This is a genomic window from uncultured Salinicola sp., assembly GCF_937921195.1.
Taxonomy (GTDB): Bacteria; Pseudomonadota; Gammaproteobacteria; order Pseudomonadales; family Halomonadaceae; genus Salinicola.
The window spans coordinates 51,272-73,035 of sequence record NZ_CALFQK010000167.1; the positions used below are offsets into that span (position 1 = coordinate 51,272).

Consider the following 21,764-nt stretch of genomic DNA (forward strand, 5'->3'; position numbering starts at 1 on the left):
CATCGCGCCGCAGCCGGTAGCGTGGCGACATGATAACAAGCCCAGCGCTACGATTTAAGTCGTAGATGCCGCCTTTGACGATCAGGTCGCGTTGGACAACAGCATTTCGCGAATTTTCCCGATGGCCCGGGTCGGATTCAGCCCTTTCGGACAGACCGCGACGCAGTTCATGATGCCGCGGCACCGGAACAGGCTGAACGGGTCTTCCAGCTCGGCCAGACGCGCCTGGGTGGCGTTGTCCCGCGAATCCGCCAGGAAGCGATAGGCCTGCAGCAGGCCGGCGGGACCGACGAACTTGTCCGGGTTCCACCAGAAAGACGGGCAGGAGGTCGAGCAGCAGGCGCACAGGATGCATTCGTACAGGCCATCCAGCTTGTCGCGCTCTTCCGGAGACTGGAGACGCTCGATCGCCGGCGCCGTCGTGTCGTTCTGCAGATACGGCTGCATGCGCTCGTACTGCTTGTAGAACAGACCCATGTCGACCACCAGGTCGCGCATGACCGGCAGGCCCGGCAGCGGGCGCAGCACCAGCTTGTTGTCCTTGGCCACGTCCGACAGCGGCGTGATGCAGGCCAGGCCATTGGTGCCGTTCATGTTCATGCCGTCGGAGCCGCAGACGCCCTCTCGGCAACTGCGACGGAAAGCCAGTGAGCTGTCCTGATCCTTGATCATGGTCAGCACGTTGAGAACCATCAGATCGCGCCCCTGGGTATCGACCTGAAACTCCTGCATATAGGGCGCGGAATCGGTCTCAGGGTTGTAGCGGTAAACGGAAACCTGAAGATTGGACATCGTTGACAACCCCCTTAGTAGGTACGGACTTTCGGCTCGAAAGTATCGACCGTCTTCGGCGTGAAATTGACGTCACGCTTGGTCACGGTCTTGTCGCCCGGATGGAAGAGCGAGTGCTTGAGCCAGTTGACGTCGTCGCGATCCGGATAGTCGTAGCGCGAGTGAGCGCCGCGGCTCTCCTTGCGATCGAGCGCCGCGATCGCGGTGGCCTCGGCCACCTCCAGCAGGTTGTCGAGTTCCAGCGCCTCGACACGCGCCGTATTGAAGACGTCGGACTTGTCGCCCAGGTGGGCCTGTCCGATACGCTCGCGCAGCTCCGCCAGCTTCTTGACCCCTTCCTGCATGTTGTCTTCCTGGCGGAAGACACCGAAGGCGTTCTGCATGGTGTTCTGCAGCTCGGCCTTGAGTTCGGGGACGGACTCGCCGCCACTGGACTCGTTCCAGCGTGCCAACCGGCTGGTCGCACGCTCGATGTCCGAGGCGGAGGCGTCGAGATAGTCGATACCCTCGCTGAGCGCCTGGTCGATATAGATCCCGGCAGCCCGGCCAAACACCACCAGATCGAGCAGCGAGTTGCCCCCCAGGCGATTGGCGCCGTGAACCGAGACGCAGGCCGCCTCGCCACAGGCGAACAGACCGTTGACGATCCGGTCGTTGCCGTCGCCATCCTGGGTGATGGCCTGGCCGTGCACGTTGGTCGGGATCCCGCCCATCATGTAGTGGCAGGTCGGCGTGACCGGGATCGGCTCCTTGACCGGATCGACATGGGCGAACGTCTTGGAGAGCTCGACGATACCGGGCAGGCGCTTCATCAACACCTCTTCGCCCAGATGATCGAGCTTCAGCATGACGTGGTCGCCATTTTCACCGCAGCCGCGCCCTTCCAGCACTTCCATGACCATGGAGCGGGCGACTACGTCGCGGCCGGCCAGATCCTTGGCATTGGGCGCATAGCGCTCCATGAACCGTTCGCCGTCCTTGTTGATCAGGTAGCCGCCTTCACCGCGACATCCTTCGGTGACCAGCGTGCCGGCGCCATAGATGCCGGTCGGGTGGAACTGCCACATCTCCATGTCCTGCATCGGGAAGCCGGCGCGCAGCGCCATCCCGATACCGTCGCCGGTATTGATCAGGGCATTGGTGGTCGAGGCGTAGATACGACCCGCCCCGCCGGTCGCCAGCACGGTCGCCTTGGATTTGACGTGAACGATTTCACCGGTCTCGATGCACAGCGCGATGCAGCCGACGACATCGCCGTTGGCGTTCTTCACCAGATCGATGGCGTACCACTCGTCGAGAAAGACCGTGTTGTTCTTCAGGTTGTTCTGATAGAGCGTGTGCAGCAGCGCATGCCCGGTACGGTCGGCGGCGGCGCAGGTCCGCGCGGCCTGCCCGCCCTTGCCGAAATCCTTGGACTGACCGCCGAACGGACGCTGGTAGATCCGGCCGTTGTCGAAACGCGAGAACGGCAACCCCATGTGCTCGAGCTCGAACACCGCCTTGGGTCCCTCGGAGCAGAGATACTCCGCTGCGTCCTGGTCGGCGATGTAGTCGCCGCCCTTGACCGTGTCGTACATGTGCCAGCGCCAGTCGTCATTGGGATCAGCGGAAGCGATGGCACAGGTAATGCCGCCCTGCGCGGAAACGGTGTGGGAACGGGTCGGGAAAACCTTGGACAGGACCGCGGTCTTCTTGCCGGACTTGGCCAGTTCGAGCGCCGCTCGCAGGCCGGAACCGCCACCACCGATGATGATGGCGTCAAAACTCAGGTTACGCATGGTTGACATGGATCAGGCTCCCCAGAGGACTTGAACGCCCCACACCAGAAAAACGAAGATGGCAAGAATCACGACGGCCTGGAAGCCGAAGCGAACACCGGTGTGCTTGAGATAGTCGGTGGATACCGTCCACAGACCGACCCAGGCGTGAGCGGCCATGGAAATGAAGGCCAGCAAGGAGAAGATGCGCATCCAGGTCTGGGCGAACAGTCCACTCCAGGTGGCGTAGTCCAGGTTCGGATGAAACAGCAGATAAGCCACGACAAACAGTGCATAAAGCGCCAGCACCACGGCGGAGACACGCTGGATCAGCCAGTCGGACAAGCCGCTGCGGCCGAGGTTCGTGATGTTGGTTACCATACCCAGACTCCTGCCAGAACCACCAGAACGGCACTGATCACGACGGTGATCTGCGCCTTGCGATTGCCACCCTCGAGATCGACACCGTAGCCGGTGTCCATCAGCAGGTGCTTGATCCCCGCAACGAAGTGGAAGCCGAGCGCCGACAGCAGGCCCCAGGCAATCAGCTTCACCAGCACGTTGTGCGCCAGGGCACTACGCACCGACTCGAACCCCTCGGGAGAAGACAGCGAAGCGTCCAGCGCCCAGAAGCCGAAGATCAGCCCGACGAAAAGGATGACGCCGGTGATGCGATGTGCGATAGAGGTGAGTGCGGGAAGTGGAAAATGGATGGTGGACAGGTCGAGGTTTACTGGACGTTTGCTATTCACGGCTCTTAAACACTCTCTTAACCCAAACGGGTCGTGCCCGTTCAGGGCGGTGGTTTTTAGAAGCTGGATCACGGTCGCAAGATGCAGTTCCGATGCGGCCCAAACCGGCTGACGATGCCATATCGTGCGGTTGCAGATTATAGGGTTTGGGTAACGGTATGACAAATCACCACACACGCCATTGACAGGGAAAATGCCCCACCGGGCCCGCCGCCGCTGGCTTCCGGGTTGTCGACAGTCCATGAAATTTATTTTGTCGCTGTCGGCCCGCCCCACTCGATGGGTATGATGGCGACTCGGCCCGAAAGGCCACGGATCACATCATTGTCCCCGGCACTCCGCCACCTTCCCAGAATCCGGGACAAACGCCGCAACCACGGTGTCAAGGCGACCTAGGCGAATTGACAATCCCCCGCGGAAATCTATAGTGGGCAAACTATTTTTCGCCCGCACGGCAGTAAAGACAAAGACTTATGTCACGATAAAGGAGGCCAACATGGCTGACAGAAAAGCGAAACTATCGGTCGATGGTGTCGACAACGCCATCGAGCTGCCGGTATATGCCGGCACCATCGGCCCCGATGTCATCGACGTCCGCAGCCTGACCGCAGAAGGCCTGTTCACCTACGATCCTGGCTTCGTCGCTACCGCCTCGTGCGAATCCGGCATTACCTACATCGATGGCGCCGCCGGCACGCTGCTCCACCGCGGCTACCCGATCGAGCAGCTGGCCCATAACTCCAACTACGTGGAGCTGTGCTATCTGCTGATGTTCGGCGAACTCCCCTCTCCCGAGGAGTACGAGAAGTTCAGCGACACCATCGGTCGTCACACCATGGTCCACGAGCAGATCGTCAACTTCTACAAGGGGTTTCGGCGTGACGCCCACCCCATGGCCGTCCTCTGCGGCGTGGTCGGTGGCCTGGCCGCCTTCTATCACGACAATCTCGACATCACCCAGGCCGATCAACGCCACGTCAGCGCCATTCGCCTGATCGCCAAGATGCCGACGCTGGCGGCGATGTGCCACAAGTACAACATCGGCCAGCCGTTCATGTACCCGCGCAACGACCTCAATTACTCCGAAAACTTCCTGCACATGATGTTCGGCAATCCCTGCGAGAGCTACGAGGTCAATCCGGTCATCGCCAAGGCGATGGATCGAATCTTCATGCTGCACGCCGATCACGAGCAGAACGCTTCGACCTCCACCGTGCGCCTGGCCGGCTCCACCGGCGCCAACCCCTTCGCCTGCATCAGCGCCGGCATCGCCGCACTCTGGGGGCCGGCACATGGCGGCGCCAACGAGGCGGTACTGGCGATGCTGGACGAGATCGGCGACGACTCGGAAGAGAACATCCAGCGCTTCATCGACAAGGCCAAGGACAAGGACGACCCGTTCAAGCTGATGGGGTTCGGCCACCGGGTCTACCGCAACTTCGATCCGCGCGCCAAGGTGATGAAGGAGACCTGCGACGAGGTGCTGGGAGAGCTGGGAATCGGCGACGACGCACAACTGCAGATCGCCAAGCGACTCGAGCAGATAGCGCTGGAGGATGAGTATTTCATCGAGCGCAAGCTATACCCCAACGTCGATTTCTACTCCGGGATCATTCTCAAGGCGATCGGCATTCCGACCAACATGTTCACCGTCATCTTTGCCATGGCGCGAACCGTTGGCTGGATTTCCCACTGGAACGAGATGATCACCAACGGCTACCGGATCAGCCGCCCCCGCCAGCTCTACACCGGCTACGACAAGCGCGATTACCCGAAGCAGTAGCCGCCAGCTTGCAGGGAGCCAACCATGAAGCCGCCGGCGACTGCCGGCGGCTTTTTTTCGCCAGGCCTGCGCCTCCACGGAGATTTCCACACTTCCTGTGGATAAGCCTGTTCAAAACCCCTCGATAATGTCACCAAACCGCCTCCAGAAGCGCGCTGACAACAGATTGCTTAAATTTTAACCACTTCTAACCTGTTGATTTAAATAGATAAAAATTTCATTTACCTATTTTCAGTAAGTTAGCGGCGTCAAGGGAGCAGAGAACCTGCACGGTGGAAAAGCCAGCAGAATGTCAAGCCTGGAGAGATCGATACCGAACAGTTATCAACAGCCGCAAGAATCGACGAAGCTGGATATCGGAAGGAGGAAAGCGGGAGAAGAAGTGGCGTCCCATAGGGGGTTCGAACCCCTGTTACCGCCGTGAAAGGGCGGTGTCCTGGACCACTAGACGAATGGGACGCTGAAAACGACTCGCAAGTCGGTTCTTGTGGTGGAGCCTAGCGGGATCGAACCGCTGACCTCGACACTGCCAGTGTCGCGCTCTCCCAGCTGAGCTAAGGCCCCGTTCCAAGAACGGGGCGAAATATACGGCCATCCCACTGATAAGTCAACGCTTTACACAAAAAAATCCGAGGCGCTGCCGGGGACGGCACTCATATCGAGTTACAGCTCTCGATACTGCTTCTCCAGGCGCTTGGCCTGTTTCTTGGAAACACCGCCGAGTACCTCGATCGCATGCCGAAGGCGAGCCCGCGTCACATCCGAACCCAGAATCGTCATCGCATCGAGCACCGACGTCGAATGGGCACTGCCCGTCACCGCGATGAACACGGGAGCCAGAAACGCTTTCATCTTCAGTTCGAAGTGCCCCGCGAGCAGCTTGACCTGGTCCAGCAGTTCCTCTTTCTCCCACCGCGGGATGGTTTCCAGCCGCCATACCAGAAACTGCAGCAGCGCCACCAGCGTGTCGCGTTCCAGAGTGACGCCATCGAAGCTCTTTTCGCTGATCTCGGGCAGGCCGGCAAAGAAATGGCCGGCCAACGGCATCGCTTCGGAGAGCGTGGTGATTCTGGGCCGAATCTGCGGCAGGATCTGCCCGACGTAGGCCTCGTTGAACGCCCACTCGCGCAGCGCCTGCAGCAGCGCCGCGTCATCCAGGTCCTCGCGTATATAGACGCCGTTGAGCCAGCTCAGCTTGTCGAGCTCGAAAACCGGACCACCCAGCGAGACCCGCTGCAGGTCGAAGTGAGCCATCATCTCTTCGAGAGTGAATTTCTCGCGCTCGTCCGGCATCGACCAACCCATCCGCCCAAGATAGTTGGTGACCGCCTGGGGTAGAAATCCCATCCGGCGGTAGTAGTTGATCGACGTCGGGTTCTTGCGCTTGGACAACTTCGACTTGTCCGGGTTGCGCAGCAGCGGCATGTGGCACAGTTGCGGCATCGGCCAGCCGAAATATTCGTACAGCAATTGATGCTTGGGCGCGGAGTTGATCCACTCCTCGCCCCTGAGGACATGAGTGATCCCCATCAAGTGGTCGTCGACCACATTGGCCAGGTGGTAGGTCGGCATTCCGTCCGACTTCATCAGGATCTGCGCATCGACTTGCGCCCAATCGACCTCTATCTCCCCGCGAAGCATGTCCTGGACGACACAGACACCCTCGGAAGGCACCTGCATGCGGATGACGTAGGGATAGCCCCCCGCTTCCCGTTTGCGCTGCTCGTCCGGATCCAGCGCCAGATCTCGCGGTTTCAACGCAAGATGCAACCCTGCCGCCCTTCGCTCTTCACGGAGTGCGTCCAGCTCTTCGCTGGTGCGGTAGCACTTGAAAGCGTGCCCGCTCTCGAGCAGGCGTTCGGCGTGCTGGGCATAGATGGCGCCGCGCTCACTCTGTCGATAAGGGCCATGAGGGCCACCGACATCCGGCCCTTCGTCCCAATCCAGACCCAGCCAGCGCAGGGAGTCGAGAATCATGTTCTCCGATTCGGCAGTGGAGCGCTGACGATCGGTATCCTCGATTCGCAAGACGAACTGCCCGCCATGCAGGCGAGCGAAGCAGAGATTGAAGAGTGCGATATAGGCCGTCCCGACGTGCGGGTCGCCGGTGGGCGAAGGCGCGATGCGCGTGCGTACCGTCATGAATTCCATTCCGTTGATGAACGAGCCACGTGATTGTACGCCTTCCCGAGGGGTGGCTGCAGCGCTTGCTGCCCATTCAGGAGGTCGGGAGCGGCCCCCAGAGGAAGATCGTCGGCAGCCCGGGGACGCGCCGGCGCGTTGAATTTGCGCCTTGACGATTCGCGCCGCTGGCCCAACGCTCTGTCCGAAAAACTAGACAAACATATGACAACAAGCTCGCAACCCGAAACATACTTCGGCATTGAGTGGATATCCTCACAGCACCAATACGCAGGCGAGATTCATGGATGGACGGGTTAGGACCACGAATCAAACAACTCCGCCTCCAGGCAGGCATGAGCAAGGCCGCACTGGCGAGACGAGTGGGCGTCTCTGACGTCACGATTTCCTACTGGGAGTCAGGCACCATCAAGCAGATCGGGCATGAGCGTCTCGTGGCCCTCACGTCGGCGCTGAACTGTTCGATCAAACAGCTGCTCGATGATGACTCTCTCAGCGCCATGGCGGTCGGCTCCCAGGCGTCGGGTAGAGCCGTCATGAGCCTCCATTCGCATCTGGCGGCTCCCTGGGAGCAGCAGGGGCCGGAGCCGGACGCCATGTCCACGCTGCAGATGCTGACCCAGGACTGTCATCTGGTGACGCCTGCGGAAAACGAATCGTTCGATTTCTTGTTCGAGGGCGATCTGGCTGCCATCGTGGCGTGCGACAAGTTCCAGCAGGACGGCCTTTATCTGCTCGAACGGGAAGGGATCCTGCAGATTCAGTACCTCGAACACCTGGCCTCCGGCAGAATGCGGGTCAGCGGAGAGCAGCTTCACGGCGTGACCGTGGAGAGCGTTCGTCATCCGCCGTTTCGCATCGTCGGCTACGTCAGGGCACGCTGGAGCCGTCAATGACGGCCGGCTCGCCGGCGCCGACACGGTGAGCCCCAGGCCCGTCAGACCTTGCATTTCCGGCGCTCGGCTATACAGTTGACATCAGACTATCGTCTAACGCCTCTTGCCCCGTACGCCACGGGTAGAGGAGTGGGTAAGGACCAGACATCACGGTGAAGGAGAACCCGATGGAAATGTTTACGGTGACAAAATCCGAGAGTTCGTTGATGGCGTGCTGTCGCGCCTGTGGCCACGAGCAGCCGCTGACGCTGGCCAGTTCTGACGCCGAAGAGCAAATGGCGGTCAGCATCAAGTGCGAGCGCTGCCCCAGTGAGGATGCCTACGTCGCCGTTCCCGGCTCCGCTTCCACTACCGTCGAGACCGTCTGACCCTCGCACCGACTCTTGACACCCCACCTGCGGGAACTGCTCCGGAGGCCTGAGACAGGCGGCCAGGCCTCCTTCCGATCTAGTCGGTCGACTCGGCCCTGCCGGACTCAACCGTACCGGCGCTGCTGCCGATAGGCGAAGAAGAACACGACCAACCCCCCTGCCGCCGCCGCCGCCCCCACATAGCCAGTCGCGGTCCACCCCAGTCCTGCGCCGATGGCCATGCCGCCGAGCCATGGCCCCAGCGCATTGGCCACGTTGAAGGCAGCGTGGTTCGAAGCGGCGGCCAGCGTCTGGGCATCCGCCGCCACATCCATCAGGCGTGTCTGCAGTGCCGGTGAGAGCGATACCATGGTACCGATCGCCACACAGATCGGCAGTATCGACCACAGCGACTGCGCGGCCAGCGGAAAGAGCAGCAGGATGACGATGCACCAGACCAGCAACCAGCCGACGCCCTTGAGCTGCATGCGATCGTACAATTTTCCGCCGACGATATTGCCGACGATGGCACCGGCGCCAAACGCCGCCTGGGCCACGGGAATCCAGTACGGCGATACCTGCGTCACGTTGACGAGGACCGGCGCCAGATAGCTGAAGACGCAGAACATGCCGGCGAAGCCGATGGCACCCACACCCAGCGTCAACCAGACTTGCGAGCGCTTGAGTGCCGTCAGCTCCTGCGCCGGACTATTGCGCTTCTCCTGTCGGTTCAACGGCAGATAGATGAACACCAGGACGACCGTCAAGACGGCGATGCCACCCACCAGCGCAAAGGCCAGGCGCCAACTCATCATCTGGCTCAGCCAGGTGGCTAGCGGGTTGCCTGCCAGCATGGCGATGGTCAGGCCGGACATGACCCGGCTCACCGCCTGCGCGCGCTTGTGCGGGGGAACGAGCGATGCCGCGACCAGGGAGGCGACGCCGAAATAGGCGCCGTGCGGCAGTCCGGAGATGAAGCGAAAGATCATCAAGGTGTGATAGTCGAGCGCCAAGGCGCTGGCGATATTGCCGAGAGCGAAGAAAGCCATCAGCATCAGCAGAAGATGACGGCGATAGAAGTGGGCCCCCATGACGGCGATCAGCGGCGCGCCCACGACGACACCCAGCGCGTAAGCGCTGATGACGTTACCCACCTGCGGCTCCGAGATGCTCAACGCCCTGGCCACGTCCGGCATCAGCCCCATGATGGTGAACTCGCCAACGCCAATGGCGAACCCGCCCACGGCAAGCGCCATCTCTATCAACAGCGCATGTCGCCGGGAGGGCTTGATAGCCCCGGTCGAGTGATCATCGGCCACGAGCATCTCCTACTTTAGTCGAACAAGATTGGCTGCAATTATTCACGTCAGCCAGCGGTATGGGAACCGCTGCCCGGCAATATTTTCGATGGCCCGGCGGCCAATCCGGAATCGGTACCCAGCTGGCAGAAAGAGGAAGCGCCGAGATTGCGTCCTGGCAGCAATACGTTGAGCTTTCGATGTCCAAAGCCGAACGTTTGTATGAAACTTGAACTTTAATATTAAAGTAGAAATATCTTAACGAATTGCTCGAATTGCACTGCCGCACAATTCGCTGAACGACGCGAGATGCCGCCCGCCCCGCTGCCCTCGTTTCCAGTTCGAAAGTCGAAATTACAGTTTTAAAACCGGGAATCCGCTGAAAAATCAGCCAAGAGGCGCCGATTGTCAGGCGAAAACGTTGCTGGTGACGCCTCATGCAGAACGGGTGTGACCCTATACGAACTATGCATCTATCGATGAGCAGGTCTATGTTAATCTTATCATTGGAGTATCAAGCTAGAGTTGAATCGCGTCATTTCATAACATTAATTAAATTCATGACAAAAACGATGACTTCCATAACTCATGCTCATGTCGTTCAGGCGATGGCCGGCTGGCTTGCCAGCAATGGCTATCGATGTGAAGCCAACCGCCTTGGCACCCGCTCGGAAATCGATCTCGAAGCGACGTCGGTGTTCGGCCAGAAGCGCCTCATCGTCGATTGTCGGGGAGAGCTCAGCGTCGAGGCCGGTCAGGATCCCTGGATGGAGATCACCCAGGCCTTCTTTTATCTCATCCGGGACAGCGAGATGCCGGATGATCAGACCCAGGTATCGCTGGCCCTGCCGGACACCACGGACTTTCGCCGCCGGATGGCAGGGATGAAGGACTTCTGTCTACGCCAGGGCGTCACCGTGTTCTGGGTGGCCGAGACCGGCCAGGTCAGGCAGTGGACCGAAGATGCGCCATTCACCGCAAGCGCCAAGGCACTACCTTGATGGGTACGGTTCCAGAACTCGGCGTGAGAGCTTCGGCGGTTCCCGTCCGAGGGGAACTTTTCCATCGACAAACACTCTCAAGGGTCAAGAGATACTGAATAGCAGTCGCTATGCGGATTCTCGAGCTTACTGCAATGATCGTTATCGCCGCGCTCTGCGCGGCGATTTTTTTGTCTGAATGGCGGCCTCACGAGACAGAATCGGCTCCGTTTTCCCGGGCTCGCCCCATCGCCGGCACCCGTAGCACAGGCACCAGGTGGGCACGAGTTGCCGAGAACCGCTTCGGCAGACCTATGGGGGCCGCCGCGGCCAGCGTGTTAAACTATGCCGGTTGCCGCGCATCCGGAGCATCTGCATGCCACTTTTCTTCGTGGTCTTCCTCATCTGCCTGCTGATCAGCCTGGCCACCGTGGCTGCGCTGATGCTATCGCGCACTCCACGTTATCGAACACAGGCGCAGGATCTTCTCGACCTTTTCGACGCGGTACTGGACAACCGCGCCAGCGAAGCGCGCTGGCACACCTTGATCGGCTACCCGATCCGACACGATGCCTACCTGGAGAATCTGCGCCGCCGCAGCCAACACCTGATGGAAACTCACGGGCGCCCCTGGCAGGCCGCCCAGGGCGGGTCGCTCTTTTCCCGCAGTGGTCGGGAAGAACTGGCGGCATTGCGCGATCACCTGGCTGCCCACCAGGCGCTCCAAGGGAGCGAGTATCATGCCTGAGCCAGCCATGCCGCGGCGAACACCATGACCGATATCATCCGGCTGGCGCCGCTCGACAACGCCATCCACCACCACCACCACGACTATCACCAGATCGTGATCGGGCTGTCCGGTTACGCGGAGTTCGAGATCGCCGGCCAGGGAGGGGTCGTGGCACCGCTTTCCGGTTGCCTGGTCCCCGCCAATATCGAACATTACTACGAGGGAATCGGGGACAACCGTCAGCTGATCATCGACCTGCCGGACGACGCCTCCCCCCTGACCGGCATGAACCGGCCATCGAGGGCCCTGTTCGACCGTCCCGGCTACTTTTCTCTCGATGAATCGCTCCAGCACTATCTGCAGTTCCTGATCCACGAAATGAGCCAAGCCAGTCACGCGCCAGGGGATCTGCTGGTCACCACCCTGCTCAGTTCACTGCGTGCCCGCCTCGGCGCGACCCTGGCTTCGCCCCCATTGGCGAGGCGAAGCGGTCGATCGCTCGACGTCCAGCGACTCGAGCAGTTCGTCCTCGAGCGGCTGGACCAGCGCCTGAGCGTATCCGACCTGGCCCGTCTCGCCTGTCTGAGCGAAGCGCACTTCGCCGAGCGCTTTCGCGAACAGACCGGCATCACACCCTATCAGTTCGTGATGCGGCTGCGATTGAACCGGGCCCGTGAACTGACCATGTTGACCGACATGCCGCTCGCCGATATTGCGGAACGCACCGGATTTGCCAATCAAAGCGCCCTGAGCAACGCCTTTCGCCGTCGCTATGGCCATCCGCCCATGCAGTTGCGACGCCCCTCTCGCTAGCGCGATGACCCGGCCTTTTTCGCAAATACCCCCGGATAATTGGCAAGTACCGTCGCCCTGTTTCACGATAGAGTCAGCCACCACTCCTTTTCCATTGGCGCAGTTCACCGCACGCTTCCGGCGAGCGGCCACCATCGCCAACGCTGATTATCATGGGGTTCAACAATGCTAAAAGCCGACCAAATGCTGGACGCCGCCACCTGGCAGACCTCGCTGGAGGCGCTGTTCGCCAGGATCAGCGACCACTATATCGTTGACGAGGAAGCCTACCTGGGCGAGCTGTGCGCCATGCTGGACGCCGACGAGGCGGATTTCGCCCGCATCGGTGACAAGACGGCGCAACTGGTTCGTGATGTTCGCACCATGGACACGGCCGTCGACTCCATCGACGAGCTGCTCCAGCAGTACAGTCTCGACACCCAGGAAGGCGTGCTGCTGATGTGCTTGGCCGAGGCGCTGCTGCGTATCCCCGACAAGGCCACCGCCGATGCGCTGATCGAAGACAAGCTGGGCGTCGCCGACTGGAAACGTTACCTGGGGCAGAGCGAGTCCTGGTTCGTCAACGCCTCGACCTGGGGCCTGCTGATGACGGGCAACGTCATCCAGATGGACAAGCCACGGGAAGGCAAGCCGGCCAACTTCATCAACCGCATGGTCAATCGCATGGGCGAGCCGGTCATTCGCAGTGCGATGTACCAGGCGATGAAGATCATGGGACAACAGTTCGTACTGGGTCGCACGATCGACGAGGCGCTCAAGCGTTCCAGGCCGCTGTTCAACAAGGGCTACACCTACTCTTACGATATGCTGGGCGAGGCGGCCCGTACCCGCCAGGATGCCAAGCGCTATTTCGACGACTACGCCTCGGCGATCCGCCAGGTGGGCGAGACCAGCCTCAAGCTGGACGCCAGCACGCCGGCCCCGTCCGTCTCGATCAAGCTCTCCGCACTGCATCCGCGCTACGAGTTCGGCCGCCGCACCCAGGTTCTCGACGAACTGGTAGGCACCGTCAAGCAGCTGGTCGAGATGGCTCGGGAGCGTCATGTGGCGCTGACCGTCGACGCCGAGGAAGTGGACCGTCTCGAACTCTCGCTGGAGGTCTTCCGCGCCGTCTTCGAAAGCGATGTCTGCCGCGGTTGGGGCCACTTCGGCCTGGTGGTCCAGGCTTACGCCAAGCGCGCCCTGCCGGTACTGCACTACATCAATCGCCTGGCGGACCAGCAGGGTGACGAAATTCCCCTGCGCCTGGTCAAGGGCGCGTACTGGGATACCGAGATCAAGGAGTCGCAGAAGCTCGGGGTCGATGGCTATCCGGTCTACACCCGCAAGGCCTGTACCGATGTCGCCTATCTCGCCTGCGCCCGGTTTCTGCTGTCCGAGAACACCCGCGGCCGCATCTTCCCCCAGTTCGCGACCCACAACGCCCACACCATCACCACCATCCTCGAGCTGGCCAACGATGCTGGGCGCGCGTTCGAATTCCAGCGTCTGCATGGCATGGGCGAAGCCCTCTATGACGCCGCACTGACGCGAGCGCCACAGGGCACCTACTGCCGCATCTACGCCCCCGTCGGCGCCCACAAGGACCTGCTGCCCTATCTGGTGCGTCGCCTGCTGGAGAATGGCGCCAACTCGTCGTTCGTCCATCAACTGGTCGACCCCCGGGTCCCGGTGGAGTCGCTCTGTGTCCATCCGGTGGCAACGCTCAAGCCCTATCCGACCTTCGCCAACACCAAGATTCCGTTGCCGAGGGACATCTACGGTCCGGCACGCAAGAACTCCAAAGGCGTCAACTTGAACATCAACAGTGAATACCAGCCGCTCGTCGATCGCATGGCGGAGTTCATGGATCGGGAATATCACGCCAAGCCGCTGCTGGGCGTCGACATCGCCGACGACGAGAGCCAGCGTCAGCGAGTCACCAGCCCCTACGACCGCCGCCAGGCGGTTGGCAGCGTGCAGTGGGCGACACGCGAGCAGGCCCAACAGGCCGTCGACATCGCCTGGCAAGCCTTTCCCCGCTGGAGCGAGACGCCGGTCGACGAGCGCGCGGCCATTCTCGAGCGTCACGCGGACCTGATGGAGACCCATCTGGCGGAGTTGATGACGCTCTGCTCACGCGAGGGCGGCAAGCTGCTGACCGATGGGGTCGACGAGATTCGCGAGGCGGTGGATTTCTGTCGCTACTATGCCGCCCGCGCCCGCGAGCTGTTCGCCGAACCGACCGTGCTGCCGGGGCCGACCGGAGAGTCCAACGAACTGATGATGAGCGGCAAGGGCGTGTTCGCCGCGATCAGCCCGTGGAACTTCCCCGTCGCCATTTTCACCGGTCAACTGGTGGCCGCCGCCGTGGCCGGCAACAGCGTGCTGGCCAAACCCGCCGAGCAGACCTCGCTGGTCGCCAACCGCGTGATCGAACTGCTGTACGAAGCCGGGATGCCCCGGGACGTGGTGCAGCTCCTGCCCGGCGATGGCCCCACCGTGGGCAGCGTGCTGAGCAGCGACCCGCGGATTACCGGCGTGGTCTTCACCGGCTCCACCGATACCGCGCAGATCATCAACCGGGCACTGGCGGCCAGGGAAAACGCCGCGCTGCCCACGCTGATCGCCGAGACCGGTGGCATGAATGCGATGATCGTCGACTCCACCGCCCTGCCCGAGCAGGTCGTCGCGGATGTCGTCCACTCGGCTTTCCAGAGCGCCGGCCAGCGCTGCTCCGCCCTTCGCGTCCTCTATCTGCAGGAAGACATCGCCGACCGGGTCATCGAGATCCTGCGCGGCGCCATGGAGGAACTGCGGATTGGCGACCCCCGGGATCTCGGCACCGACGTCGGCCCGGTCATCGACGAGGACGCCCGCAAGGGCCTGCTCGCGCATGTCGAGAAGATGCAGGCCGAGGGGCGCCTGCTGGCCGAGGCCAGGCTCGACCCGGCACAGACCGACAACGGCACCTTCGTCGCCCCCATGGCCTTCGCCATCGACGGCATCGAATCGATGCAAGCCGAGCAGTTCGGCCCCCTGCTGCACATCGCCCGTTATCGTGCCGACCAGCTCGAGGAGGTCATCGACGCCATCAATGCCAAGGGCTACGGCCTGACGTTCGGCGTCCACAGCCGCAACGAGAACTTCACCAACCATGTCGCCAGTCGCATCCGCGTCGGCAACGTCTACGTCAATCGCGACATCATCGGCGCTGTCGTCGGCGTGCAGCCATTCGGCGGGCAGGGTTTCTCCGGCACCGGCCCGAAGGCAGGTGGACCGCACTATCTGTTGCGCTTCGCCACGGAGAAGACGCGCACCATCAACACGGCTGCGCTGGGGGGGAATGCTTCGCTGCTCGCGATGGGAGACGAGTGACTTCCACTCGTCGACAACAACGACAAGCCGAAGGGAGCTCTGCATGATCGCAAACAACACCAACAGGGGGACAACGCGCGCGCTCGCCAGTCGCGATGCGCCCCACCCGTGCTCCGGCCTGCCGGCGTGTCCAAGGCCGGTCGGCAGCGCGGCGGATCAGGTGACTATCTGACAACCACCTAACAACCAACTAACAACTCTCTAATAATTAAGAGAAAGGAGACGTCCCTATGGCTATCGGTGTCTGGATAAGCCTCATCGCCTACTTCGTGCTCATGATCGCCATCGGCCTCTACGCCATGCGCACTTCCACCGCCACTTCCGAGGATTACATGCTGGGCGGAAGAACGCTCAGTCCCCAGGTCGCGGCCCTGTCGGCCGGCGCTTCGGACATGAGCGGCTGGTTGCTGCTGGGACTGCCCGGGGCGATGTTCGTCTCCGGCCTGGGCTCGGCCTGGATCGGGATCGGCCTGTTCGTCGGTGCCTTCTTCAACTGGCTGCTGGTCGCGCCACGGCTGCGCGAGCAGACCGTACACTACGGTAACGCCATCACCATTCCGGCGTTCCTGGCCAATCGCTTCCCGACCCGCGCGCTGTCGCTGCGCACGGTCTCGGCCATCGTCATCGTGGTGTTCTTCTCGGTCTACACCGCCTCGGGCCTGGTGGCCGGCGGCAAGCTGTTCGAGAGCGCCTTCTCCGGCGTCATCGATATCGGCGGGCTCAGCGACTACGCCACCGGCGTGATCCTCACCCTCGGAGTGGTGCTGGTCTATACCGTGGTCGGCGGCTTCCTGGCGGTGAGTATGACCGACTTCGTACAGGGCTGCATCATGATGCTGGCGCTGGTGATCATGCCCGCGGTGGTGCTCTTCGGCGAGGGCGGCGGCGGCTTCAGCCAGGCCCAGCAGACGCTCAATCAGGTAGACCCCACCCTGCTCTCCTGGACCGACGGTCTGACCATCGTCGGCTGGCTCTCCGCGGTCACCTGGGGCCTGGGCTATTTCGGCCAGCCCCACATCATCGTGCGCTTCATGGCGATTCGCTCGGTCAAGGACGTGCCCACGGCACGTAACATCGGCATGACTTGGATGTTCATCTCGCTGGTCGGCGCGATCTCGGTCGGCATCTTCGGCCGCGCCTATGCGATCCGCAACGGTCTCGAGGTGCAGGACCCGGAGACGATCTTCATCATCCTCTCCAACCTGCTGTTCCATCCGCTGATCACCGGGTTCCTCTACGCGGCGCTGCTGGCGGCGATCATGAGCACCATCTCCAGCCAGCTGCTGGTGGCCTCCTCATCGCTCACCGAGGACTTCTACCGCCTGTTCCTGCGCAAGGAAGCGAGCGAGAAGGAGACCGTCACCATTGGTCGTCTGAGCGTGGTCGCGGTCGGCCTGGTAGCAGCGATCATCGCCTCCAATCCCGACTCCCAGGTACTGGGTCTGGTCAGCAACGCCTGGGCCGGCTTCGGCGCCGCCTTCGGCCCGCTGATCCTGCTGTCGCTGATGTGGTCGCGGACCAACGGCGCCGGCGCCATCGCCGGCATGGTGGTGGGTGCGCTGACGGTGATCGTGTGGATCGCGCTGGGCTTCAGCAACTCGTTCCTGGGCGGCCCCGGCGTCTACGAGATCATTCCCGGCTTCATCGCCTCCTTCATCGCCATCGTGGTGGTGAGCCGCATGACCAACGACGCCGGCGAGTATCGTCAGATCACACGCTGAGCGCAGCTCGACCGACAAGATCGAGGGCTCCTGCGGGAGCCCTTTTTCGTGCCTGCCACCGCGCGGGCACCGGGGCTCAGCGGGGATGCTCGCGAAAGGCCCACAGTCTCGAGCCGATGTAGGTAATCACCGGCACGGTGAGCGTCGCGATGCCGATGGCCCAGAACCCCGAAATTCGGGTCGAAGCCAACAGCACGGCCAGGACGCCGTTATTGAGGACGAATCCCGAAAGCGCCAGCGCGAAGAAGCGCCTGGCCTTTCCCCGACGCCGAAACGTCAAGCGTCGGTGACCGATCAGCGAGATCTGGAAGGCGACCAGAAAGCCGCACAGGTTGACCAGGAACTCCGACAGCGCCGGCCACAGGGCGCTGAGAACGGCCGCGACCGACAGATGCGCCGCCGTCGCGACACCCCCCACCAGCCCGAACCGAGCGGCGGTCTTCGCCTCGCGCTTGAGTCGACGCTTCACGAGGCGTCGGACATGTCGTCGACCCGGCCTTCCCTGCCGGTCGGGCTCTGTTCGGCGACCAGGCTGTCCTCGGCGACCAGATAAAGCGGTCGCTGCTTGGTCTCGATGAAAAGACGCCCGACGTACTCGCCCAGGATACCGACCGACAGCAGCTGCATGCCGCCAAAGAACAGGATCGCAGTCATCAGGGAGGCATAACCCGGCAGGTCATTGCCCACCACGATCACCCGTCCGACGAGAAGCAGGATATAGACGAAGGCGAGCCCTGCGATGACCGCGCCGAAGTACATCCAGATACGCAGTGGCCAGGTAGAAAAGCTGACGAAACCGTCTATGGCGAAATTCCACAACTTCCAGAAGTTGAACTTGCTCTCCCCGCTCTCCCGAGCCGGCCGATCGTAGGAGACACCGATGGAGCGATACCCCGGCCAGCTGAACAGGCCCTTCATGAACCGGTTGCGCTCGGGCAATCGCTTGATGGCCTCCACCACGCGACGGTCCATCAGCCGGAAATCCCCCGCGTTGCTGGGAATGTGCGTTTCGGCCAGGCGGTTGAAAAAGCGATAGAAAAGGCCGGCGTAGGCGCGCTTGGCCTGCGTATCCTCGTCTCGGGAGCCACGAATGCCGTAAATCATGTCGTAGCCCTCCTCCTGCCACAGACGGACGAATTCCAGAATCACCGCCGGGGGATCCTGCAGATCGACATCCATGGGTACGACGGCATCTCCCCGCGCGTGATCGAGGCCGGCGGTCATGGCGGCTTCCTTGCCGAAATTTCGCGTCAAGGACAGCACCCGAACCCGAGGGTCGCTGGAGGCGCTCCTGCGGAGTCTCTCCAGCGTTCCATCGGTAGAACCGTCGTCGACGAACAGTATCTCCAGCGCCGGCAGCCTGTCACCGAGCTCACGGTCCACCGCCTGCAGGAACCGGTCGATCGCATCCTCCTCGTTCATGACCGGCACCACGATCGACAACATCCAATCCTTTCGGTGTCTCTCCACGGAAGCTCCTCTCCTCGGTCGGTGTCGTCGGCTTATCTGGATTGGCGACGTCATCCATCAGCGACTAGGGTAATCCTAGCGGTAGAAAGGCGACTGCGCACAGCCAGGCGTATACGCTACCGGAATGTAAAAAAACGCTGTTTCAAAATTTTACTGGACATAAAAAACACCGTTTCCTATCATAGCGACGTTGTCTCATAGAATGTGAAGGCCGGTAACACGGCTTCATGATGAAAGAAAGGGAGTACTTATCATGACCAAGACCAAACTGTTTTCCGCAATGGTAGTTGCCGGCGCTTGCGCATTCGGAACTCAAGCCGCATTCGCCTACGGCGCTGGCGACTTCTACGGCCGCCTGGGCGTTGCCAAGACCGACGTTGACACCGGTTATACCGATGACAATGACAAAGGCGCCTATCTGGGCCTGGGTTACATGGTTCACGACAAGATCGGCGTCGAGCTGAACTCCATGACCGAGACCAAGGTCCACGCCGAAGGCGGCACCTTCAAGCAGGTTCCGATCAACCTGATGGCGCAGTACTATCCGCTGGGTGGTCTCGATTCCCGCGTTCAGCCTTACGCCGGCGTCGGTGTCAACTACACCACGTTCTCCGACGAGAGCGGTGTCGGTAGCGTCGACGACTCCTGGGGCGCAGCAGGCCAGCTGGGTGTCGATCTGAACGTGACCGACAACTTCGGCTTCAACGCCTTCGCCCAGTACACCGATGTCAGCGCCGACATCAGTGGCGGTCGCGACATCGACCTCGACCCGGTCACCGTCGGTGCCGGTGTCACCGCCCGCTTCTAAGCGAACGGCGGTTGGTATCGAAAACCGGGCCCTCGGGCCCGGTTTTTTGTGCTTCGGATTCGGCGAACGGCACTCGACCGTGACCGGTCACGCCAGGGTGACGATACGATCGACAGCGGCAAGTTCACGGACCACCGGATCTCTTCTCGCCGCGGGCTCGTCCTTGAGCCAGACCTCCATTGCCGGCGCCACGGCGCAGGTCGCGGGCAGGGTGGCACGGGCATCGACCAGAGCCTGGAGACGAGCGATGAAGACATAACGCAGCCATTGCGGCATCGACATGGTATCGACACAAAATGGCTGCTGGCTCTCGAACGCCGACGGTTGCGGTCGCGATGCCTCCCACAGGCCGACCTCCATCAACGTCGCTTCCAATTCACGCAAGGCGTGAGCCAATCTGTCGTGCGAGGTCATTCTTCCTCCTGTCATGGTGGGTGTGGAAACTTTTCCGGTTGCTCACAAAAAACCTGAAGGAGCCTGTGGATAAACTTGGGACACCTACCCCGACGTGGCGTAATACATGTCTCTGAGCCGGCTGATCAATTTTTGGCCAGGACCTATCCAGCGCCATCGCGGCAAGTTACAGTGCGCGCCTCGATGGAGACGGCGACCTTTATCATGCAAACGCTCAGCGATTTCTTCTCGGGCAGCGGCGCGGAGGTCGTGTTATCGACCCTGGGCCGTCGCGTCAACCCCATGCCGCAGGCCTCATTCGCCGCATTCGAACGGGAGCAGGCGCCCTGGCCGCTACCCTGGAACGGCCGTGCCCAGGTAGCTTGTGCGTTGCGCTGGCCCGAACTCGAGACGGATCCGGCGATCTGGTTCCTCGCTCTCCCCTTGGACGAGCAGGGCCAACTGGTGCCCGCCCCGCGCGACGAGTTCCTCGATCGCCTGCTGCAGACCCTGAGCGCACGAGCGGCGTCTGCCAACGGCGAGCCGGCGCCAGACAACCTGATGCAGGACAACCCGCTGGCCTTCGAACCGGAGCTACACCAGAGGGCGCTGCTGCATGCTCGCCTGTCTCGTCATTTCGGGCAACCTCCCTCGGCCTTCTCCGACATGACACGCCGCTATCTCGTCGGCGACGAGTCGCTCGACTGGCAGATGCTGGGTCTCCAGGGGCTGGCCGACCAGGTCGTCGCCGAGGACCCGGCGGTAACCAGCGCGCTGGTCGAGAGATTCGACACCATGCCGCGGGAGGTGATTCTAGCGCTGTGCTACCTGCTGGAACATGGCGACACCCCGGACGAGTTGCTGCCCACGCTGTGGAGCATGCTCGAGAGCGCTCGCGAGAGGCGGGACATCGAAGCCTTCTGCGCCCTGTTGAGAGCCCTGCTGGGCAGCGAGGATGCCAGAGTCGGCGGCTGGCTGGATCGCATCCTCGACGACGACGCCCTGATGGCCGCCGACTGCCTCGCCGCGATTGCCGCCCGCGGCTGGCACCATCTCGAGCACGAAGCCCGCCTGGAACGGTTTCTGGAGCGTCTGGCGGAGAGCCCGGAGGCCGACTTTCGTCCCGTCGTGCGTGATTTGGCATTGATCCCTCGCCTGCGGCTGCCCATATTGATGATGCTACGTCAGGCGCCGATGGACTCCTCCCTAGGCCGGTTCGTCAGACAATGGAACGCATGATTTCATGAAAGCAATGCCCTATCAGGCCCAGGCGATCATCGGCCGCCGCGAGATGGTCACGCTTCCCGACCTGCAGATGACACTCTGCTGCAAGGCGGACACCGGCGCCCGCACCTCGGCGTTGCATGCCGAGCAGATCGAGCCCTACGAGGAGAATGGACATCCCTGGGTCCGATTCATCACCCGGTCGAGCGGGCAACCCATCGCGCACCACGAATGCCAGCTGCCGCTGCACGACCGACGGAGAGTCAGAAGCTCCAACGGCCAGCAAGAGTGGCGCTACGTCATCCGCACCCGCCTCGTCCTGGGTAGCCTGGACTTCCCCATCGAACTGACCCTGACCGATCGCAGCAACATGCGTCACCCCATGCTGCTCGGAAGACGCGCCATGCGCCGGCTTCTGGTTGCTCCGGGCGCCGCGTTCCTTCACGGTGAGCCCTGACGTCTCTCTCGCTGCCGCCATCACAACCCACGCCCCGGAGC

At 62.0% G+C, this 21,764-nt stretch carries 20 protein-coding genes and 2 tRNA genes; 11 read left to right on the forward strand and 11 right to left on the reverse strand.

Features of this window, described 5'->3' with window-relative positions; all coding sequences use genetic code 11:
- Positions 1–81 precede the first annotated feature (81 nt).
- From Q0602_RS19190 to sdhC, 4 genes are read right to left on the reverse strand one after another with little or no spacing between them, the layout of a single operon-like run.
- A complete protein-coding gene (locus Q0602_RS19190; RefSeq protein ID WP_295039607.1) occupies positions 82–792 on the reverse strand; it encodes a succinate dehydrogenase iron-sulfur subunit in 711 nt (236 codons plus the stop codon).
- Between the two features lie 14 nt (positions 793–806).
- Complete coding sequence (gene sdhA / locus Q0602_RS19195; protein WP_298846815.1) at positions 807–2,579, reverse strand: succinate dehydrogenase flavoprotein subunit; 1,773 nt, start codon at positions 2,577–2,579, stop codon at positions 807–809.
- 3 nt (positions 2,580–2,582) lie between these two features.
- Positions 2,583–2,930 carry a succinate dehydrogenase, hydrophobic membrane anchor protein gene (gene sdhD / locus Q0602_RS19200; protein WP_075562585.1) on the reverse strand — a complete coding sequence of 116 codons (348 nt, stop codon included), beginning with the start codon at positions 2,928–2,930 and terminating at the stop codon, positions 2,583–2,585.
- Positions 2,924–3,301 carry a succinate dehydrogenase, cytochrome b556 subunit gene (gene sdhC, locus Q0602_RS19205; protein ID WP_295039603.1) on the reverse strand — a complete coding sequence of 126 codons (378 nt, stop codon included), beginning with the start codon at positions 3,299–3,301 and terminating at the stop codon, positions 2,924–2,926. The genes sdhD and sdhC overlap by 7 nt, the downstream gene beginning before the upstream one ends.
- A 496-nt stretch (positions 3,302–3,797) precedes the next feature.
- Here sdhC and gltA point away from each other — a divergent pair, with 496 nt between their 5' ends.
- On the forward strand, positions 3,798–5,084 hold the full coding sequence (gene gltA, locus Q0602_RS19210; RefSeq protein WP_298846820.1) for a citrate synthase: 1,287 nt from the start codon (positions 3,798–3,800) through the stop codon (positions 5,082–5,084).
- A gap of 383 nt (positions 5,085–5,467) precedes the next feature.
- On the opposite strand, the gene Q0602_RS19215 is transcribed toward gltA, so the two are convergent.
- The 3 genes from Q0602_RS19215 to gltX all read right to left on the reverse strand — a co-directional run bounded on the left by Q0602_RS19215 (position 5,468) and on the right by gltX (position 7,226).
- A tRNA-Glu gene (locus tag Q0602_RS19215) sits at positions 5,468–5,543 on the reverse strand.
- 29 nt (positions 5,544–5,572) lie between these two features.
- A tRNA-Ala gene (locus Q0602_RS19220) sits at positions 5,573–5,648 on the reverse strand.
- A 99-nt stretch (positions 5,649–5,747) separates the two neighbouring features.
- Positions 5,748–7,226 carry a glutamate--tRNA ligase gene (gltX, locus tag Q0602_RS19225; protein ID WP_298846823.1) on the reverse strand — a complete coding sequence of 493 codons (1,479 nt, stop codon included), beginning with the start codon at positions 7,224–7,226 and terminating at the stop codon, positions 5,748–5,750.
- A 287-nt stretch (positions 7,227–7,513) separates the two neighbouring features.
- Here gltX and Q0602_RS19230 point away from each other — a divergent pair, with 287 nt between their 5' ends.
- Positions 7,514–8,122, forward strand: coding sequence for a helix-turn-helix transcriptional regulator (locus Q0602_RS19230; RefSeq protein ID WP_295039577.1), 609 nt, complete (start codon positions 7,514–7,516; stop codon positions 8,120–8,122).
- A 167-nt stretch (positions 8,123–8,289) separates the two neighbouring features.
- On the forward strand, positions 8,290–8,490 hold the full coding sequence (locus Q0602_RS19235) for a hypothetical protein (RefSeq protein WP_298846827.1): 201 nt from the start codon (positions 8,290–8,292) through the stop codon (positions 8,488–8,490).
- 107 nt (positions 8,491–8,597) lie between these two features.
- On the opposite strand, the gene Q0602_RS19240 is transcribed toward Q0602_RS19235, so the two are convergent.
- On the reverse strand, positions 8,598–9,791 hold the full coding sequence (locus Q0602_RS19240) for an MFS transporter (RefSeq protein WP_298846830.1): 1,194 nt from the start codon (positions 9,789–9,791) through the stop codon (positions 8,598–8,600).
- A 551-nt stretch (positions 9,792–10,342) separates the two neighbouring features.
- On the opposite strand from Q0602_RS19240, the gene Q0602_RS19245 reads away from it, so the two are divergent.
- The 5 genes from Q0602_RS19245 to putP all read left to right on the forward strand — a co-directional run bounded on the left by Q0602_RS19245 (position 10,343) and on the right by putP (position 17,371).
- Positions 10,343–10,771, forward strand: coding sequence for a hypothetical protein (locus Q0602_RS19245; protein ID WP_295039573.1), 429 nt, complete (start codon positions 10,343–10,345; stop codon positions 10,769–10,771).
- 355 nt (positions 10,772–11,126) lie between these two features.
- The gene (locus tag Q0602_RS19250) at positions 11,127–11,498 is read left to right on the forward strand and encodes a hypothetical protein (RefSeq protein ID WP_295039571.1); all 372 of its coding nucleotides are present in this window, start codon (positions 11,127–11,129) and stop codon (positions 11,496–11,498) included.
- A gap of 24 nt (positions 11,499–11,522) precedes the next feature.
- A complete protein-coding gene (locus Q0602_RS19255; protein WP_295039569.1) occupies positions 11,523–12,293 on the forward strand; it encodes a helix-turn-helix domain-containing protein in 771 nt (256 codons plus the stop codon).
- Positions 12,294–12,458: 165 nt separating this feature from the next.
- Complete coding sequence (gene putA, locus Q0602_RS19260; protein ID WP_298846836.1) at positions 12,459–15,650, forward strand: bifunctional proline dehydrogenase/L-glutamate gamma-semialdehyde dehydrogenase PutA; 3,192 nt, start codon at positions 12,459–12,461, stop codon at positions 15,648–15,650.
- A 230-nt stretch (positions 15,651–15,880) separates the two neighbouring features.
- Positions 15,881–17,371 (forward strand): sodium/proline symporter PutP, encoded by a 1,491-nt coding sequence (gene putP / locus Q0602_RS19265; protein ID WP_295039562.1) that lies wholly within the window; start codon positions 15,881–15,883, stop codon positions 17,369–17,371.
- A 76-nt stretch (positions 17,372–17,447) separates the two neighbouring features.
- Here putP and Q0602_RS19270 read toward each other — a convergent pair whose 3' ends face one another.
- The gene (locus Q0602_RS19270) at positions 17,448–17,840 is read right to left on the reverse strand and encodes a GtrA family protein (protein WP_298846838.1); all 393 of its coding nucleotides are present in this window, start codon (positions 17,838–17,840) and stop codon (positions 17,448–17,450) included.
- The gene (locus Q0602_RS19275) at positions 17,837–18,841 is read right to left on the reverse strand and encodes a glycosyltransferase family 2 protein (RefSeq protein ID WP_298846848.1); all 1,005 of its coding nucleotides are present in this window, start codon (positions 18,839–18,841) and stop codon (positions 17,837–17,839) included. The genes Q0602_RS19270 and Q0602_RS19275 overlap by 4 nt, the downstream gene beginning before the upstream one ends.
- A 253-nt stretch (positions 18,842–19,094) precedes the next feature.
- Here Q0602_RS19275 and Q0602_RS19280 point away from each other — a divergent pair, with 253 nt between their 5' ends.
- On the forward strand, positions 19,095–19,649 hold the full coding sequence (locus tag Q0602_RS19280; RefSeq protein WP_298846851.1) for an OmpW family outer membrane protein: 555 nt from the start codon (positions 19,095–19,097) through the stop codon (positions 19,647–19,649).
- An 87-nt stretch (positions 19,650–19,736) separates the two neighbouring features.
- On the opposite strand, the gene Q0602_RS19285 is transcribed toward Q0602_RS19280, so the two are convergent.
- Positions 19,737–20,063: a YqcC family protein gene (locus tag Q0602_RS19285; RefSeq protein WP_295040533.1), complete on the reverse strand. Its 327-nt coding sequence runs from the start codon at positions 20,061–20,063 to the stop codon at positions 19,737–19,739.
- 204 nt (positions 20,064–20,267) lie between these two features.
- On the opposite strand from Q0602_RS19285, the gene Q0602_RS19290 reads away from it, so the two are divergent.
- Positions 20,268–21,281 carry a DUF3549 family protein gene (locus Q0602_RS19290; RefSeq protein ID WP_298846856.1) on the forward strand — a complete coding sequence of 338 codons (1,014 nt, stop codon included), beginning with the start codon at positions 20,268–20,270 and terminating at the stop codon, positions 21,279–21,281.
- Between the two features lie 4 nt (positions 21,282–21,285).
- Entirely contained in the window at positions 21,286–21,723 is a 438-nt protein-coding gene (locus Q0602_RS19295; protein WP_295040529.1) for a RimK/LysX family protein, read from the forward strand.
- Positions 21,724–21,764: the final 41 nt, after the last annotated feature.